The organism is Rathayibacter sp. AY1F6 (genome assembly GCF_002932035.1).
Taxonomy (GTDB): Bacteria; Actinomycetota; Actinomycetes; order Actinomycetales; family Microbacteriaceae; genus Rathayibacter.
In genome coordinates, this window is the sequence record NZ_PSVD01000007.1 from 137,380 (window position 1) to 153,611 (window position 16,232).

The window sequence follows — 16,232 nt, forward strand, 5'->3', positions numbered from 1 at the left end:
AGGCTTCATGACTGCGACCGATTCCGCCCGCGCCCTGCTCCAGCTCGCGGCCACCGCCGCCGACTCCAAGGGCGGTGAGGACCTCGTCGCCCTCGACGTCTCGGGGCCGCTGCCGCTGGTCGACATCTTCCTCCTCGCCACCGGCCGCTCCGAGCGCAACGTGGTCGCGATCGCGAACGAGGTGGAGGACCGCCTGAACGACTCCGGCGCCAAGCTGCTGCGCCGCGAGGGCCGTGCGGAGGGCCGCTGGATCCTCCTCGACTTCGGCGACCTCGTCGTGCACGTCTTCCACGAGGAGGATCGCATGTACTACTCGCTCGAGCGCCTCTGGAAGGACTGCCCGACGGTGCCGTTCACCGTCGAGCAGCCCGTCGCCGTCGACTCGTCGACGTCCTCGAACTGACGAACACGCCCGGCGACAGCGCTCGATTTCACTTCACGCGAATCGTGTTGTAGTTTATTCGAGTTGCTTCCGCCGGGCGGAGACAGCGCAGGACAGCACGAAGCAAGACAGAACATGGGTCCGTGGCGCAGCTGGTAGCGCACCTGCATGGCATGCAGGGGGTCAGGGGTTCGAATCCCCTCGGATCCACCGAACAGGTCCGCACTCCTCCGGGAGTGCGGACCTTTGTCGTTCCCGGCGTTACAGGGTCTGGCGTCGTCCTGTCCGGCGCCGTCCTGTCCGGCTCAGGCCGGTCAGGCCAGCCAGGACCGTGCCCGTCCGGCCACCGGGTCCCCCTGCTGGTCACGCACGGGTCGGCCCGACCGGCTCCACATGGCCGCCGCATCCGGCGAGGAATCCGGAGAGCTCGCCCCAGGCGTCCTCCCCGATCGTGGTGCCCGGGCGCCGTGCGAGATCGGCCAGAGCGTCCGTCAGCTCGTCGACTCCCGTCAGGATCCTCGTCCGTGCCGCTCCCGTGCCCTGCCATCCGGGCGCGTACGTCCTGACGTCGGGGTGGCTGTAGAGCACGGCCGTCTCGAACCACGGCGTGGGCAGACCGTTCAGGGCCAGGTGCTCCTTGAGTCTCGCGGCCTGGATCCGGACCTGCCGGGCGGGGACGTGCTGCTCGACATGCGTGCGCACCGTCCACCGCGACACCGTCCCCGGTGCGATCTGAACCGCGAAGGCCTCGGGCAGGGCGTCCTCGTCGAGGAGGACGCCGTAGGAGGGGTGGACGGTACCGGGTCGCACGCCGTCGAAGACGACCCCCTGCCAGTACTTGGCCTCGATGATGAGCGCGCCGTGCCGGGTGAGCAGCAGATGGTCGATCTGCGCGAGGAAGCGGCGCGTCGTGCGCGCCTCGACCGGTACGAAGACGACGTTCGTGGCGAGGACGCCGGACAGCCCCGCCGAGGCGCACGCCTCCCGGATCAGGGTGTGCGAGACGGCCTCGCTGCTCCAGGTCCTGGCGAGCGCGTCACGGGTCTGCTCGACCTCCTCCTGCGCCGTCTCGAGCTCGGTCCGACTGAGGTCGCGCTCGGCGTCGCGCGCGCGCGTCAATGCCTTGAGCGCCGCCTCGTGGCTCCGGTCGCGCTCGGCGATCGTGCGCTGGTGCTCCTCCGAGGCCTCCTCCGCGGCCTGCTCCGCCGCCGCTCTCGCCGCAGTGCGCCGTCGGCGGCCGGCGACGACCGTGATGAGAAGGGCCAGGAGCAGGGCGGCCGCGACGGCCCAGGGGAGGTACTCGTTCATGGTCCCCAGGCAAGCACGGAACACCGACCGTGCGCCGCGACGGCTCCCGATCGCGCCGCTCGGCGGACCGGCCGCGGTGCGCTCGCTCGTGCCCTGTCCGGACGTCTTCGTCGGCGTCCGCCTGCGCGCGCGGTGGAGACGCCGACCCTGCGCCGGCCGATCGCGCAGGCGGAGCCCTACCGCCGCCTGGCGGACGCGATGCGCGACCAGCACGAGGTCCGGCTGACCGGCGTCGAGGGCACGCTGCTGGGCTTCGTCGGCCCGCAGCCGTTCCAGGGGATCAGCGTCGCCGGCCTGCACACGCACGTCGTCGACACCACCGGCGGGATCGGCGGCCACGTGCTCGCCGCCTCCGGAGTCGCGGGCCTGATCGAGATCGAGCGGTACGGCGGCATCACCCTCCTCCTGCTGGAGTCGGACGACCACCCGCGAGCCGACTTGGACGCGGCGGCCGACGCCGGGATCCGCGCCGTGGAGACCGACCACCCGCCCTGAGCGGCCCTACCCTGGACGCATGCCCTCACTGCGCGACGTCCACGCCGTCATCGACCGTCTCTGGCCCGAGGCGGCCGCCGAGAGCTGGGACGCGCCCGGCCTGGTCACCGGCGACCCCGACGCCGCGGTGGAGCGGATCCTGCTCACGGTCGACGTGGTCTCCGACACCGTCGCGGAGGCCGTCGACGGCGGATACCAGCTCCTGGTCGCGCACCACCCGCTGCTGCTGCGCGGCGTCACCTCGATCGCCGAGGACGGCTACAAGGGCCGCCTGCTCGCGGACCTCGTCCGGGGCGGCTGCGCACTGATCTCGGCCCACACGAACGCCGACATCGTCGCGGACGGCGTCTCGGACGTGATCGCGACCCGCCTCGGCCTGACCGGCACGACTCCGATCGTCCCGGGCGCCGACCCGTCGGTCGGGCTCGGCCGGGTGGGCGATCTGCCCGAGGAGGTGACGCTCGGACGCCTGGCCGGAGCCGTGGCCGAGCTCCTGCCGGCCACCGCGGGGGGAGTGCGGGTCGCGGGCGCCTACGAGACACCCGTGCGCCGCGTGTCGCTCTGCGGGGGAGCGGGGGACTCCCTCCTGGACGCCCCCGCCGTCCGCACGAGCGACGTCTTCATCACCGCCGACCTCCGGCACCACCCGGCCTCCGAGGCGCGCGAGAAGGCCCTGCACGGCACCGGCCCCGCCCTCATCGACGTCTCGCACTGGGCGAGCGAGTGGCTGTGGCTCGACGTCGCCGCGACCGCGCTGCGGGACGCCCTGCCCACGGTCACCGTCGAGGTGAGCGAGACCCGCACCGACCCGTGGGATTTCGCGATCGTGCACTGACCCGCCGCGGGCACGGGAGAATGGACGCGGCGCGCCCGTACTGCGCGCCGGGAACGAGGACCGCCACGTGAAAGCCAGCCCCGCACACCAGCGCGAACTCCTGACTCTGGCGAGTCTGGACACGAGGGGCGCGCAGCTGCGCCACGCCCTCGCGACGCTCCCGCAGATCGCGCGGATCCAGGCGATGCAGGCCCGCGACAACGAGACCCGCCGCTCCCTCGCCGAGCGCACAGGGCGCCTCGAGGACGTGCGCACCGAGCTCGGGCGCATCGAGTCCGACGTCAGCGTGGTCGAGAAGCGGCTCACCCGCGATCGCGACCGCCTGCAGACCGCATCCGCGGCCAAGGACATCGCCGCGCTCGAGAGCGAGATCACCTCCCTCGTGAAGCGACGGGGAGACCTCGAGGACATCGAGCTGACCCTGATGGAGCGGATCGAGGGCATCGAGTCCGAGGTCGCCGCGGCTCAGGCCGAGCGCGACGAGGTCGTCGCCTCGCTCGGGACCCTCGCCGAGGAGCGCGACGCGCAGGCCGAGAAGCTCCGCGACAAGCAGGAGGCGCTCGCCCGGGACCGCGCCGACCTGGTGACGACCCTTCCGGAGGACCTGGTCGAGCTGTACGAGAAGCAGCGCGCCCGCTACGGAGTCGGAGCGGCCCTCCTCCGCGGGAAGGTGTCGGAGGGGAGCGGCGTGGCCCTCACCGAGTCGGACCTCTCCTGGATCCGCGCCTCCGCTCCGGACGAGGTCGTCCTCTGCCCCGACAGCGGCTGCATCCTGGTGCGCGGCGAGGAGTCCACGCTCGCCTGAGCCGTACACTGGACGGGCGAACGGGCCGGCAAGACGGTCGCGTCACCGCGGCGAGAGCCGTGGTGCCGAGGAACGTCCGGGCTCCGCAGAGCAGGGCGGTGGGCAACACCCACCCGGGGCGACCCGCGAGACAGTGCCACAGAGAACAGACCGCCGTCGGCTCCGGCCGGCGGTAAGGGTGAAACGGTGGTGTAAGAGACCACCAGGGGCCGGAGTGATCCGGTCCGCTCGGTAAACCTCGCCCGGAGCAAGGTCAGACAGAGGACGATGCGGCTGCTCGTCGGGTCCTCGGGTAGACCGCTGGAGGGTCACGGCGACGTGGCTCCGAGAGAGATGGCCGTCCAGCGCCCGCCGAGAGGCGCGGCGTGAACAGAACCCGGCGTATCAGCCGACCCCTTCGCCACGAGATGCCCCGCCCCGGCGGGGCATCTCGCGTCTCCGCCGGTCGCCGAGCTCGCGCTCCCGCCCGCAGGCAGCGCGACGGCCTGCCGTGGCGGTTCCCGGGTCTCGATACATCCTTGCGCCGCCACTCGACAGGACTGGCGCGGTCCATCTCTCGCGCTGCCTCCTGCGGACGAAGCGGTGCAGCACGACGTCCGGCAGGCGCCGATCCCGGAGGACGGTCCTGAGACGCCGCTGCGGATCGCCGCCGAGGACCAGGTGCCCCCGCCCCGTCGTGGCTCACCGCGACCGCTGGACCCTGAAAGTCTGATCACGTCCGTCCGCCATGGCACGCACCAGGCGAACCGGCGAAACGCGTGCCAGCGTTTCGCCGTAGCCGTCCGCACCCCGCTCCCCGGATCGCGTCACCTCCCGAGGCCGACCGCGCCTCGGCGGGCGGGGACCGCCGAGGAAAAAGACTCAGCCCCGCCCTGCGAGCGCGGCCGCGCCGAGGATGCCGGCGTTGTTGCGGAGCGCCGCCGGGATGATCGGGGTGCGCAGGTCGAGCAGCGGGAGGAACTCGTCGTGGTGCTTGGAGATGCCGCCGCCGACGATGAAGAGATCGGGCCAGAGCAGCGCCTCGAGGTGGGAGTAGTAGCGCTGCAGGCGCTTCGCCCAGTGCTTGTAGTCGAGGTCGTCGCGCTCCTTGGCGGCGAACGAGGCCTTCTTCTCGTAGTCGCCGCCGTGGATCTCGAGGTGGCCGAGCTCGGCGTTGGGGATGAGGATCCCGTCGTGGATCTGCGCCGTCCCGATGCCGGTGCCGAGGGTGGTCATGATGACCAGGCCCTCCTTGTCCTTCGCCGCTCCGAAGCGCGACTCGGCGTAGCCCGCCGCGTCGGCGTCGTTGACGAAGAAGATGTTCCTGCCGATCGCGTCCTCGAAGAGCTTCTCGGCCTCGAGGCCGATCCACTCGTCCGACACGTTCGCCGCCGACATCGTCCGTCCGTGGACGACGACGGCGGGGAAGCAGATGCCGACCGGGGTGTCCGAGGGCAGGTCCGGGATCTTCTCGAGGATCTGCTGGACGGTGGCGACGATGTCCTTCGGCGTGCCTCCCGGGGGAGTGGCGAGCTTCATCCGGTCGCTGAGCAGGGTGCCCGCGGCCAGGTCCACCGAGGCCCCCTTGATGCCCGTTCCCCCGATGTCGATCCCGATGGCGGTCGCCGCAGCAGTCATAGCGGCCATGCTAGCGAAGGGCGGGGGTGCGGACCGACGCGGGCTGCGGCGTAGGATCGCGGCATGGCTGACGGCGACGCGAACTCCTGGTGGTACAACCTCAAGGCCGGCACGGTGGAGCAGGGATTCGTGTCCCCCTCCGTCGACCGGGTGGGACCCTTCTCCTCTCGCGAGGAGGCGGAGCACGCCCTCGAGCGGCTGCACGAGAACAGCCGCAAGTGGGCCGAGGAGGACGCCGCCGAGGACCGCTGACCGCGGCTACTCGTAGCTGTGCTCGGCGCCGGGGTAGGCGCCGGACTCCACGTCGTCCCGGTACGCGGTGACCGCTCCGGTGAGCACGCCGCGCAGATCCGCGTACTGCTTCACGAAGCGGGGGATGCGGCCGGTGGTGAATCCGGCGAAGTCCGTCCACACGAGCAGCTGTCCGTCGACGTGCGGTCCCGCTCCGACTCCGATCGTCGGGATGCGCAGCTCCTCCGTCACCTGACGTGCCGCGTCCGCGGGCACCATCTCGAGGACGACGGCGAACGCCCCGGCCTCCTGGACGGCGCGCGCGTCGGCGAGCAGCTGCTCGATGCCTTCGCCGCGCCCCTGGACCATGTGACCGCCGAGCCCGTGCTCGCTCTGCGGCGTGAAGCCGATGTGCGCCATCACGGGGATGCCCGCCTCGACGATGCGCCGGATCTGCTCGGCGGAGCGGACTCCGCCCTCGAGCTTCACCGCGTGCGCGTGCGTCTCCTTCATGAAGCGGAACGCCGTGTGCAGCGCGTCGTCGGCACCCGACTCGTAGGAGCCGAAGGGCATGTCGGCGACGACGAAGGCGCGCTCGACGGCTCCGGCGACGGCGCGCGCCAGCGGGATGAGCTCGTCGACGGTGACGGGCAGAGTGGTGTCGTAGCCGAGCACCGTGTTGCCGGCGGAGTCGCCCACGAGGAGGAAGTCGATCCCGGCGTCGTCGAAGATCTTCGCCGTCAGCTGGTCGTAGCTGGTCAGCCCGGTGATGCGGACACCGGAGTCCTTCGCGTTCTGGAAGTGGCGGGTTCGAACGCGTTTCACGGGCTGCGCTGACATGGGCGCCAGTCTACGGCGCGCCTCGGGCGCCCCGCGGGCCCCGGTCGGAGGCAGTAGCCTGAGGGTCGAAACAGGAGGGGTCTGGATGGACAAGCAACGGGACTTCGTTCTTCGCACCATTGAAGAGCGAGGGATCAAATTCGTTCGCCTCTGGTTCACCGACGTCGTCGGCACGCTGAAGTCGGTCGCGATCGCGCCGGCCGAGGTGGAGGGCGCGTTCGCGGAGGGGCTCGGCTTCGACGGCTCCGCCATCGAGGGCCTCACCCGCTCCTTCGAGGCCGACGTCCTCGCGCATCCGGACCCGTCGACCTTCCAGATCCTCCCGTGGCGCGGAGAGATCGACCCGACGGCGCGGATGTTCTGCGACATCACGACGCCCGACGGCCAGCCCGCCGTCGCCGACCCGCGCAACGTGCTCAAGCGCACGCTGGCAAAGGCGGCCGAGCGCGGGTTCACCTTCTACACGCACCCCGAGATCGAGTTCTACCTCCTCAAGTCGTCGTCCTTCGGCGCCGAGGGTCCGGAGCCGGTCGACTCCGCCGGGTACTTCGACAACGTCCCCGGAGGCACGGCGCACGACTTCCGCCGCCGCTCCGTGCGCATGCTGGAGGATCTGGGCATCTCGGTCGAGTTCAGCCACCACGAGGCGGGCCCCGGCCAGAACGAGATCGACCTCCGCTATGCGGACGCGCTCACCACGGCCGACAACATCATGACCTTCCGCACCGTGATCAAGGAGGTGGCGATCGAGCAGGGCGTCTACGCGACGTTCATGCCGAAGCCGCTCTCCGGGCACCCCGGCTCGGGCATGCACACGCACCTCTCGCTCTTCGAGGGCGACGTGAACGTGTTCTACGAGCAGGGCGCCCAGTACCAGCTCTCGAAGCTCGGCCGCCAGTTCATCGCGGGCCTGCTCAAGCACGCCCCCGAGATCACCGCCGTGACGAACCAGTTCGTCAACTCCTACAAGCGGCTCTGGGGCGGCGACGAGGCGCCCAGCTACGTCTCGTGGGGCCACAACAACCGGTCCGCCCTCGTGCGCGTCCCGCTCTACAAGCCCAACAAGGGGCAGTCGTCGCGCATCGAGTACCGGGCGCTGGACTCCGCGGCGAACCCCTACCTGGCGTACTCGCTGCTCCTGGCGGCCGGGCTCAAGGGCATCGAGGAGGGCTACGAGCTCCCGGCCGAGGCCGAGGACAACGTGTGGGCCCTCTCGGACGCGGAGCGCCGGGCGCTCGGCTACGGCGCTCTGCCCGCCAGCCTCGACCGCGCCATCTCGCTGATGGAGGAGTCCGAGCTCGTGGCCGAGACGCTGGGCGAGCAGGTGTTCAACTTCGTGCTGCTCAACAAGCGGAAGGATTGGGCCGAGTACCGCGCCCAGGTCACGCCGTACGAGCTGCGCAGCAATCTCGAGATGCTCTGACGCCTCGGCCATGCCCCGTGAACGCTCCCTCCGCGATGTCGCACGCCTCGGCTTCGCCGCGCTCGGCGAGACCGGGGCGCGGCTGGCCGAGGCGGAGGAGCTCGCCGGGCGGCAGCTCGAGTCGGTGCTGCCCTCCTTCGCCCGGGTGGCGGACCCGGACGAGGCGCTGCTCGCTCTGATCGACCTGCTGCGGCGGCACCGCGACCGCATGGACGCGGTCCTCGCCGACGACGAGGCACTGACCCGGCTGCTTCTGGTGGTGGGGGCCTCCTCCGGCCTCGCCGACTTCCTCCAGCGCCGGCCCGACGAGCTGGCCAGCGTGCTCGAGCCGGTGCGCACGCTCCCCGGGCGCGCCGAGATGAAGGCCGAGCTGCTCGAGTCGGTCGGCGCCGTCGACGGCTTCTCGTCGCTCCGGGAGGAGGCGGGCTGGACGGCGCTGCGCGTCCGGTACCGCCGCCTCCTCACCAGGATCGTCGTCCACGATCTGAGCCAAGCCGACCCCGTCGCGGCGATCGACCGGGTGACGAGGGCGCTGGCCGACCTCGCCGGAGCCGCGCTGGAGGCGTCCCTCGCCGTGGCGCGGACCGAGCTGGTCGAGGGCACGGGCCCAGGCCGCTTCGGCCGGGACGAGGTCGCCGCCACCCGCTTCGCCGTCATCGGCATGGGCAAGGCGGGAGCGTCCGAGCTCAACTACGTCAGCGACGTCGACGTGATCTTCGTCGCCGAGGGCGACCCGGAGAAGGAGCTGACGAACGCCCGTGCGATCGACGTCGCCACCCGGCTCGCCGTGCTCCTCATGCGCGGGACCTCTGCGCTGGCGATGGAGCCGGAGCTCTGGGAGGTCGACCCGAACCTGCGCCCGGAGGGCAAGCAGGGCGCGCTCGTGCGCACCCTCGAGTCGCACATCACCTACTACGACCGGTGGGCGAAGAGCTGGGAGTTCCAGGCGCTGCTCAAGGCGCGTCCGCTCGCCGGCGACCAGGAGCTGGGGCGGGCGTACGTCGACGCGGTCGCGCCCAAGGTCTGGTCGAGCGCCTCCCGCGAGAACTTCGTCGAGTCGGTGCAGCGGATGCGGGAGCGGGTCACCGAGAACATCCCGCAGAACGACGTCCACTACCAGATCAAGCTCGGGCCCGGCGGCCTGCGCGACATCGAGTTCACGGTGCAGCTGCTTCAGCTCGTCCACGGGCAGACCGACGACGAGATCCGCATGCCCGGGACTCTCCTCGCCCTGGGCGCCCTCGCCGACCGCGGGTACATCGGCCGCTCCGCCGCCGAGGAGTTCGCGCAGGACTACCGGGCACTCCGGCTGCTCGAGCACCGCCTCCAGCTGCGGCGCCTTCGGCGTACGCACCTGATGCCGCGGGACGAGCACGAGCTGCGGACCCTCGCCCGCTCCAGCGGGCTCGCCCGCACGGCGGAGGAGCTGCTGAGCGTCTGGAACGGGATCAAGCACCGCGTCCGGGGCCTGCACGAGCGCCTGTTCTACCGTCCGCTGCTCTCCGCGGTCGCCGCGCTCTCCGACGGCGGCGCCGAGCTGTCCACCGGCCAGGCGGAGGCGCGCCTCGCCGCCATCGGCTTCGCGGACGCCCGCGGGGCGCTCGGCCACATCGCCGCGATGACCTCGGGCGTCTCGCGCCGAGCGAGCATCCAGCGCCACCTCGTGCCGGTGATGCTGCAGTGGTTCGCCGACGGACCGGACCCCGACTACGGCCTGCTCGCGTTCCGGCGCCTCAGCGACGCACTGGGCGGGACGCCCTGGTTCCTCCGGATGCTGCGCGACTCGTCCGGAGCCGCCAAGCGGCTCACCACGGTGCTCTCCGGATCGCGCTTCGTCGGCGAGCTGCTCGACCGCATCCCGGAGTCGGCGGCCTGGCTCGAGGACGACGACGCCCTCCGCCCCCGTAGCGCCGCCCAGCTCGCCGAGGAGGTGCGCGCCGTGCTCGCCCGGCACGAGACGCCCGACGCGGTCGCCTCGGTCCTCCGCTCGATGCGCCGGCGCGAGGTGCTGCGGACCGCCATGGGTGGCGTGCTCGGCCTCAGCTCGATCGAAGAGATCGCGACCAGCCTCACCGACATCATCAGCGCACTGCTGGGCGGCGTGCTCGCCGCCATCCGGCGCGGCAGTGCGACCCGGCCCGGCGCCGACGCGGAGTTCGCGATCATCGGCATGGGCCGGTACGGAGGGGCGGAGCTGGGGTTCGGCTCCGACGCCGACGTGATGTACGTCCAGCGACCCGGCACCGCCGAGCCGCACCAGGCCCAGCTCTACTCGCAGTTCGTCGTCGCCGAGCTGGTCCGGCTCACGGAGGACTCCCGCCTGCCACTCGACCTCGACGCCGACCTGCGGCCCGAGGGCAAGAACGGGCCCCTCGTGCGCTCCCTCGACTCCTACCGCGCCTACTACGCCCGCTGGTCGCTGACGTGGGAGGCGCAGGCGCTGCTCCGGGCGCGGGGAGTAGCGGGGGACCAGGCGCTCATCGAGGACTTCGAGGAGCTGGCCGACGGGGTCCGCTACCCGGGAGCGGTCTCCGACCGTGACATCCGCGAGGTGAAGCGGATCAAGGCACGGGTCGAGAGCGAGCGTCTGCCGCAGGGCGCCGACCCGCGCCGTCACCTCAAGCTCGGCCGCGGATCGCTGAGCGACGTCGAGTGGCTGGTGCAGCTCCTCCAGCTGCAGCACGCGCGGCGGACCCCGGCGCTCCGGACGACCTCGACCCTCACCGCCCTCGCGGTCGCGGAGGAGGAGGGCATGATCGGCCCGCAGGACGCGGATCGGCTGCGCGCCGCGTGGATCCTCGCGTCCCGTGTCCGCTCGGGCACCACGCTCTGGGGCAACCGCACCAGCGACGTCCTCCCGACCGACCGCCGGCAGCTCGAGGGCGTCGCGCGCCTGCTCGAGTATCCGGCCGGGTCCGCGACGGCACTCGAGGACGACTACCTCGGCGTGACCCGCCGCTCCCGCGCGGTCTTCGAGCGCCTGTTCTACGGGCCGGCCGCGGGAGACGCTCCCTCCTACCGCTGACGCCCGCGCGCCGCGGACGGCGAAGGACCGCCCCTCCGAGGAGGAACGGCCCTTCGGCAGTGCTGCGGGATCAGACCCCGTAGTACAGCTCGAACTCGAACGGGTGAGGACGCTGCGCGAGGGGCTTGATCTCCTTCTCGCGCTTGTACTCGATCCAGGTGTCGATGAGCTCCTGAGTGAACACGCCGCCCTGGAGGAGGAAGTCGTGGTCGGCCTCGAGGGCGTCGAGCGCCTCGCCCAGGGTCGCGGGGACCTGCGGGATGAGCTTCGCCTCCTCGGGGGGCAGCTCGTAGAGGTCCTTGTCGACCGGCTCGTGCGGCTCGATGCGGTTCTTGATGCCGTCGAGGCCCGCCATCAGCTGGGCGGCGAACGCGAGGTACGGGTTGCCGGAGGCGTCGGGCGCACGGAACTCGATGCGCTTGGCCTTCGGGTTCGTGCCCGTGATCGGGATGCGGATGGACGCGGAGCGGTTGCCGGCCGAGTAGACCAGGTTGACCGGCGCCTCGAAGCCCGGGATCAGGCGGTGGTACGAGTTGACCGTCGGGTTCGTGAACGCGAGGACGGCGGGGGCGTGCTTGAGCAGCCCGCCGATGTACCAGCGCGCGAGGTCCGAGAGACCGCCGTAGCCGTTCTCGTCGTAGAAGAGCGGCGTGCCGTCGTTCCACAGCGACTGGTGGGTGTGCATGCCCGAGCCGTTGTCGCCGAAGAGCGGCTTCGGCATGAACGTGGCGGTCTTGCCCCACTGCTCGGCCGTGTTCTTGACGATGTACTTGAACTTCAGGATGTCGTCCGCCGCGTGGACCATCGTGTCGAAGCGGTAGTTGATCTCGGCCTGGCCGCCGGTGCCCACCTCGTGGTGCGAGCGCTCGAGGATGAGGCCGGCGTCGATCAGCTTGAGGCAGATGTCGTCGCGGAGGTCGGCCTGCTTGTCGACGGGGCTCACCGGGAAGTAGCCGCCCTTGTAGGGCGTCTTGTTGCCGAGGTTGCCGCCCTCCTCGACGCGTCCCGAGTTCCAGGCGCCCTCGACCGAGTCGACGGAGTGGAACGCGGAGTTCTGCGTGATCTCGTAGCGGACGTCGTCGAAGATGTAGAACTCCGCCTCGGGGGCGAAGAACGCGGTGTCGGCGATGCCGGTCGACGCGAGGTACTTCTCGGCCTTCTTCGCGACCTGACGCGGGTCCTTGGAGTAGATCTCGCCGTTGCGCGGGTTGTAGATGTCGAAGACGAGGATCAGCGTGCGCTCGACGCGGAACGGGTCCACGTAGGCGGTGGTCACGTCAGGGATCAGCTGCATGTCCGATTCGTGGATGTTCGCGAATCCGCGGATCGAGGACCCGTCGAAGAGCTGACCAACGGAGAAGAACTCCTCATCGACAGTCGAGGCGGGGATGTTGAAGTGCTGCTGGACACCGGGGAGATCGGTGAACCGGATGTCGAGGAACTTGACGTCCGTGTCCTTGATGAACGAGAGCACCTCGGAAGAATCTTTAAACATGCAAAGGTCTCCAATGGCGTGACGGGGTGCTGCAGAGCGCAGCCGTTCCAGGGTAGTGACGGGGGGTTTCCCCACCGTGTCCCTGTTGTTTCCGACATGTTACGGGGCCGGTCCGGGGTCGGGCTCCACGTCGTCTGCCGGACCACCCGCTCCTCGGTCCGCTCCGAGACGCCGCGGATAGGATCGGAGGATGCCAGCCGCCGACCGCAGGACCTTCGCCGACGCCGCCCCGAGCTCGTACCCGGGGGAGCGTCTCGGCCTCCCCCGAGAGGGCCGCCTCTCGGTCGGACGGTCCGGCCGCCGCATCGCCGCCCTGGCCGTCGACTTCGCCGTCGCCGCTCTGCTGTCGCTCGCGTTCTTCGACTACGACCGCTGGGCGAGCCTGCTGCTGTTCGTCCTGCTGCAGGTCGTCTTCATCCCCACCATCGGCGGCAGCATCGGGCACCGCCTGCTCGGGATGCGCGTCATCCGTCTCGGCGGGGGCTGGGTCGGCGTGTGGCGCCCGATCGTGCGCTCTGTGCTGCTGGCCGTGCTGGTGCCGGCGCTCGTCTGGGACTCGGACCAGCGCGGCTTCCACGACAAGGTGGCCGGGACGGTTCTCGTCCGCTACTGACTCGCGCCGCAGACGCGACAGGCCGGCCGGGAGAGATCCCGACCGGCCTGTCGCGTCGTGCGTCAGCGCGATCGCTGAGGGCGCACCTTGAAGGGGTCGACGCCCTTCGGGATGGGCAGCGACGTGTTGAGCGAGGAGAGCCGGTTCTTCACCGCGAGGACCTCGGCCTTGGTGAGGACCTTCTTCGTCTTCGAGAGGCGGCTCGGCACCTTGTGCAGCGGAGTCGCATCGGCGTCGGAGCCGACGTGCACGAAGGTGACGGGGACGTTCGGCAGGATCCGCGACACCTTGCGCCGCTCGTCCTCGAGCATGCGCTTGGTCCGGGAGGCGGGGCCCTCCGCGATCAGCACGACGCCTCCGCGGCCGACGGCGCGGTAGACGGCGTCCTGGGTCTTGCCGTTGACGGCGACGGGCATCTCGCCGCCGGTCCAGGTGCCGCGCAGTCCGCTGCGCAGGACGGCGCCGACCGCGCCGGGCTGCCCGGCGATCTGCCCGTAGGCGGCGCGCTCGGCGCGGCGCGAGAGCACGGCGAGTCCGGCGACCAGGCCGGCCATCACGCCCACGATGATCCACAGCGCGATCGCGAAGCCGTTGCCGTTGCCGAGCAGGATGCCGAGGAGCACGCCGAGCAGGATCGGGAGCAGGAGCGCGAGGAGGATGATCCAGACGGCGCTGCTGTCGTAGCGGCGGGTCATCTGGAACACCTGCCACATCTGCTTGAGACGTCCGGGTTCCTTGACCGCCTTCGTCGACGGTTCCGTGCTGCGTGCCATGACGTCAAGGATACCGAGCGGGAGCGCGGCGGCGGACCCCGGACGCGGATCCGACTCCTCCACAGAGGGCACGTGCGCCGATCCGTCCACCGATCGGGATCGACGGGTGTCCTCCGCCCCGACCTGCGGTCAGGCTCGCCTCATGACGAGCAGCGGGACGGTCCAGGGCCGGAGGATCGGCGGAGTGCGGACGGGGAGGCGGCGGACGCCTGCGCCGAATGCCGCACCGCCGGCCGAGCGGACGATGCGGCCGCGGGAGGCCGAGGCGCTACAGGTGTCGGCGGTGGCTCGGCTCGCCGAGCACCGCCACCGCGAACGCATCGTCAGGGTGGAGTCGTCTCCGAGGAGGCGCATCGTCTCGACCGCCCCTCCCGTCGTCGCCACACTCGAGAGGTTCCTGCGGGTCGAGCGGGGGATCGCACTCGGCGCCGCGGTCACCCTCCTCGCCCCCGTGGTGGGCGCGGTCCGGTCGGCCGCGCTCGAGGGAGCATGGCTGGCTCCGACGACGGACGACATCGGCCTGACGGAGGAGGGTCGGCCGCTGGTGCTGCTGACGACGCCCGCCGTCGACACCCCGCGTGCGGCGCGCGACGCGCTGCAGCGGGTCCTGGAGCGCCTCGGAATGCTCTGCCCGGAGCTGCCGGTCGCCGCCCTCGCGCGGCACCGCGACCTGCTGGCGCTGGAGGGCAACCTCTACGGACTCGCTGATCCGCAGGGGATAGGCGAGGCGGTGCGGGCGCTGCCGACGTCCGGCGCGGATGCACGGGGTCGGGAGGCGGTGCCCGCTCCGGCTGCCCGGCACAGGCGGGTCCATCCGCTCGACGGCTGGCAGGACCGCCTCCGGGCGTTCGTCGTCCGGCGTCGGGGACCGCTCTCCGTCGGGACGGCGATCGTGCTGGGAGCGGTGCTCGCCGGTTCGCTCGCGGGCGGGCCCGATCGGCAGGTGCAGGATGCGGAGGCGTCGACCGCAGCCGCGCCCGTTCCGGCTCGGTCGGCTCCGCCGGCGGTGGCGACCGCGGCACCGCCGGCTCCGGTCGCGGCGACCTCACTCGACGCCGAGCAGGCGGCGGAGGTGCTGATCGACGCGGTGCGCGCGTGCGGGGACCGGGAGTGCGCCCGCGGTCTGGTCACGGCGGACTCGCCGCTCGGCGACGCAGCGGACGGCCCCGCCTCCGCTGTCCCGGCGACGGGGGAGGCGTCGGCCGTCCTCGTCGACGTGAACGGGGCATCGGCGGTCGTGCACCTCCGGACGGCCCCGGGGACGACAGCGGCCTCCGTCCTGATCATCAGGACGGAGGCCGGCTGGCTCATCCGCGACGTCTACACCGGAGCGGCCTCGTGAGAGGCGCGCTCAGGGGGAGCGTCTCAGATGCCGAGGTCGTTCTCGAACGAGCCCTCCTCGAGACGCTCCTTGATCGCGACCAGGAAGCGCGCCGCGTCGGCTCCGTCGACCGTGCGGTGGTCGTACGAGAGCGCGAGGAAGACGGTCGAGCGGATCGCGATGGCGTCAGCACCGTCCACCTGCACGACGGCCGGCTTCTTGGTGACGATGCCGGTGCCGAGGATCGCGGTCTGCGGCAGGAACACGACGGGAGTGTCGAACAGGGCCCCGCGCGAACCGGTGTTGGTCAGCGTGAAGGTGCCGCCGGCGAGCTCGTCGGGCTTCAGCTTGTTGTTGCGGGTGCGCTCGGCCAGGTCCCCGATGGTGGAGGCGATCTGCGCGAGGTTCAGCTCGGACGCGTTCTTGAGGACCGGGGTCAGCAGGCCGCGCTCGGTGTCGACGGCGATGCTGATGTTCTCGTGGTCCGGGTAGACGATCGACTCCCCGTCGAGGGTCGAGTTGATCACCGGGTAGGCCTTGAGCGCCTCCGCCGCCGCGAGGGCGAAGAACGGGAGGAAGGACAGCTTGGCGCCGGTCTTCTCCTGGAAGCTCTTCTTGACCGAGTCGCGGAAGCGGGCGACCGCCGTGACGTCGACCTCGATGACTGAGGTGAGCTGGGCGCTCGTCTGCATCGACTCGACGGCGCGCTGCGCGAGGACCTTGCGCAGGCGCGACATCGGCTGCGTGGTGCCGCGGAGGGGCGACGTCTCGAGCGGGGTGCGCGCGGCCTTGGCGGCTGCGGCGGCGGGCGCCGAGACCGGGGCGGCCGGAGCCGACTTGGCGGCCTCGACCGCGTCGAGGACGTCCTGCTTGCGGATGCGGCCGCCGACTCCGGTTCCCGTGAGGGTGGAGAGGTCGATACCGTTCTCGCCCGCGAGCTTGCGCACGAGCGGGGTGACGTAGCCGGGGTTGGAGTCGGTGGGCTCCGGCCGCCCCGGTCTCGGCGCCCGCCGCCGCAGCCGCCAAGGCCGCGCGCACCCCGCTCGAGACGTCGCCCCTCCGCGGCACC

General features: G+C 71.5%; 15 protein-coding genes, 1 tRNA gene and 1 other RNA gene. 11 read left to right on the forward strand and 6 right to left on the reverse strand.

The window, feature by feature from the left end; genetic code table 11:
• Window positions 1–7: 7 nt before the first annotated feature.
• Together rsfS and C5C44_RS08655 are read left to right on the forward strand one after the other, a co-directional pair.
• Window positions 8–403 (forward strand): ribosome silencing factor, encoded by a 396-nt coding sequence (gene rsfS, locus C5C44_RS08650; protein ID WP_104335683.1) that lies wholly within the window; start codon window positions 8–10, stop codon window positions 401–403.
• Between the two features lie 116 nt (window positions 404–519).
• A tRNA-Ala gene (locus tag C5C44_RS08655) sits at window positions 520–592 on the forward strand.
• Between the two features lie 153 nt (window positions 593–745).
• Here the strand turns inward: C5C44_RS08655 and C5C44_RS08660 are convergent.
• A complete protein-coding gene (locus C5C44_RS08660) occupies window positions 746–1,690 on the reverse strand; it encodes a nuclease-related domain-containing protein (RefSeq protein ID WP_146084321.1) in 945 nt (314 codons plus the stop codon).
• 132 nt (window positions 1,691–1,822) lie between these two features.
• Here C5C44_RS08660 and C5C44_RS17005 point away from each other — a divergent pair, with 132 nt between their 5' ends.
• The 4 genes from C5C44_RS17005 (at window position 1,823) to rnpB (ending at window position 4,225) form a co-directional block, all read left to right on the forward strand.
• Entirely contained in the window at window positions 1,823–2,185 is a 363-nt protein-coding gene (locus C5C44_RS17005) for an acetolactate decarboxylase (protein WP_181127382.1), read from the forward strand.
• 19 nt (window positions 2,186–2,204) lie between these two features.
• Window positions 2,205–3,020, forward strand: a complete 816-nt coding sequence (locus C5C44_RS08665; RefSeq protein ID WP_104288255.1) for a Nif3-like dinuclear metal center hexameric protein — start codon at window positions 2,205–2,207, stop codon at window positions 3,018–3,020.
• 67 nt (window positions 3,021–3,087) lie between these two features.
• Window positions 3,088–3,825, forward strand: a complete 738-nt coding sequence (locus tag C5C44_RS08670; protein WP_104226713.1) for a zinc ribbon domain-containing protein — start codon at window positions 3,088–3,090, stop codon at window positions 3,823–3,825.
• 21 nt (window positions 3,826–3,846) lie between these two features.
• Window positions 3,847–4,225: RNase P RNA component class A (rnpB, locus tag C5C44_RS08675), an RNA gene on the forward strand.
• Window positions 4,226–4,686: 461 nt separating this feature from the next.
• Here the strand turns inward: rnpB and ppgK are convergent.
• On the reverse strand, window positions 4,687–5,442 hold the full coding sequence (gene ppgK / locus C5C44_RS08680; protein ID WP_104239180.1) for a polyphosphate--glucose phosphotransferase: 756 nt from the start codon (window positions 5,440–5,442) through the stop codon (window positions 4,687–4,689).
• Between the two features lie 63 nt (window positions 5,443–5,505).
• On the opposite strand from ppgK, the gene C5C44_RS08685 reads away from it, so the two are divergent.
• Window positions 5,506–5,694 carry an SPOR domain-containing protein gene (locus C5C44_RS08685; protein WP_104223671.1) on the forward strand — a complete coding sequence of 63 codons (189 nt, stop codon included), beginning with the start codon at window positions 5,506–5,508 and terminating at the stop codon, window positions 5,692–5,694.
• A 6-nt stretch (window positions 5,695–5,700) separates the two neighbouring features.
• On the opposite strand, the gene panB is transcribed toward C5C44_RS08685, so the two are convergent.
• Window positions 5,701–6,513, reverse strand: a complete 813-nt coding sequence (panB, locus tag C5C44_RS08690; RefSeq protein ID WP_104226711.1) for a 3-methyl-2-oxobutanoate hydroxymethyltransferase — start codon at window positions 6,511–6,513, stop codon at window positions 5,701–5,703.
• Window positions 6,514–6,598: 85 nt separating this feature from the next.
• On the opposite strand from panB, the gene C5C44_RS08695 reads away from it, so the two are divergent.
• Together C5C44_RS08695 and C5C44_RS08700 are read left to right on the forward strand one after the other, a co-directional pair.
• The gene (locus tag C5C44_RS08695; RefSeq protein ID WP_068253236.1) at window positions 6,599–7,936 is read left to right on the forward strand and encodes a glutamine synthetase family protein; all 1,338 of its coding nucleotides are present in this window, start codon (window positions 6,599–6,601) and stop codon (window positions 7,934–7,936) included.
• Between the two features lie 10 nt (window positions 7,937–7,946).
• Window positions 7,947–10,961: a bifunctional [glutamine synthetase] adenylyltransferase/[glutamine synthetase]-adenylyl-L-tyrosine phosphorylase gene (locus tag C5C44_RS08700; protein ID WP_104335685.1), complete on the forward strand. Its 3,015-nt coding sequence runs from the start codon at window positions 7,947–7,949 to the stop codon at window positions 10,959–10,961.
• 70 nt (window positions 10,962–11,031) lie between these two features.
• On the opposite strand, the gene glnA is transcribed toward C5C44_RS08700, so the two are convergent.
• On the reverse strand, window positions 11,032–12,456 hold the full coding sequence (gene glnA, locus C5C44_RS08705; protein ID WP_104223668.1) for a type I glutamate--ammonia ligase: 1,425 nt from the start codon (window positions 12,454–12,456) through the stop codon (window positions 11,032–11,034).
• A 190-nt stretch (window positions 12,457–12,646) separates the two neighbouring features.
• Here glnA and C5C44_RS08710 point away from each other — a divergent pair, with 190 nt between their 5' ends.
• Window positions 12,647–13,069 carry an RDD family protein gene (locus C5C44_RS08710; protein WP_104223667.1) on the forward strand — a complete coding sequence of 141 codons (423 nt, stop codon included), beginning with the start codon at window positions 12,647–12,649 and terminating at the stop codon, window positions 13,067–13,069.
• Window positions 13,070–13,131: 62 nt separating this feature from the next.
• On the opposite strand, the gene C5C44_RS08715 is transcribed toward C5C44_RS08710, so the two are convergent.
• Window positions 13,132–13,842: a DUF4191 domain-containing protein gene (locus C5C44_RS08715; protein WP_104335694.1), complete on the reverse strand. Its 711-nt coding sequence runs from the start codon at window positions 13,840–13,842 to the stop codon at window positions 13,132–13,134.
• Window positions 13,843–14,116: 274 nt separating this feature from the next.
• On the opposite strand from C5C44_RS08715, the gene C5C44_RS08720 reads away from it, so the two are divergent.
• On the forward strand, window positions 14,117–15,184 hold the full coding sequence (locus C5C44_RS08720) for a hypothetical protein (protein WP_104269649.1): 1,068 nt from the start codon (window positions 14,117–14,119) through the stop codon (window positions 15,182–15,184).
• A 23-nt stretch (window positions 15,185–15,207) separates the two neighbouring features.
• Here the strand turns inward: C5C44_RS08720 and sucB are convergent.
• Window positions 15,208–16,232: 2-oxoglutarate dehydrogenase, E2 component, dihydrolipoamide succinyltransferase (gene sucB / locus C5C44_RS08725; protein ID WP_104335695.1), on the reverse strand; the 1,025-nt coding region annotated here is incomplete at its 5' end.

Coding starts and splice junctions, on each gene's coding strand:
- C5C44_RS08715 (WP_104335694.1), bottom strand. CDS start 13,842: ATGGCACGCAGCACGGAACCGTCGACGAAGGCGGTCAAGGAACCCGGA.
- C5C44_RS08665 (WP_104288255.1), top strand. CDS start 2,205: ATGCCCTCACTGCGCGACGTCCACGCCGTCATCGACCGTCTCTGGCCC.
- panB (WP_104226711.1), bottom strand. CDS start 6,513: ATGTCAGCGCAGCCCGTGAAACGCGTTCGAACCCGCCACTTCCAGAAC.
- rsfS (WP_104335683.1), top strand. CDS start 8: ATGACTGCGACCGATTCCGCCCGCGCCCTGCTCCAGCTCGCGGCCACC.
- C5C44_RS08685 (WP_104223671.1), top strand. CDS start 5,506: ATGGCTGACGGCGACGCGAACTCCTGGTGGTACAACCTCAAGGCCGGC.
- ppgK (WP_104239180.1), bottom strand. CDS start 5,442: ATGACTGCTGCGGCGACCGCCATCGGGATCGACATCGGGGGAACGGGC.
- C5C44_RS08710 (WP_104223667.1), top strand. CDS start 12,647: ATGCCAGCCGCCGACCGCAGGACCTTCGCCGACGCCGCCCCGAGCTCG.
- glnA (WP_104223668.1), bottom strand. CDS start 12,456: ATGTTTAAAGATTCTTCCGAGGTGCTCTCGTTCATCAAGGACACGGAC.
- C5C44_RS08660 (WP_146084321.1), bottom strand. CDS start 1,690: ATGAACGAGTACCTCCCCTGGGCCGTCGCGGCCGCCCTGCTCCTGGCC.
- C5C44_RS08695 (WP_068253236.1), top strand. CDS start 6,599: ATGGACAAGCAACGGGACTTCGTTCTTCGCACCATTGAAGAGCGAGGG.
- C5C44_RS08700 (WP_104335685.1), top strand. CDS start 7,947: ATGCCCCGTGAACGCTCCCTCCGCGATGTCGCACGCCTCGGCTTCGCC.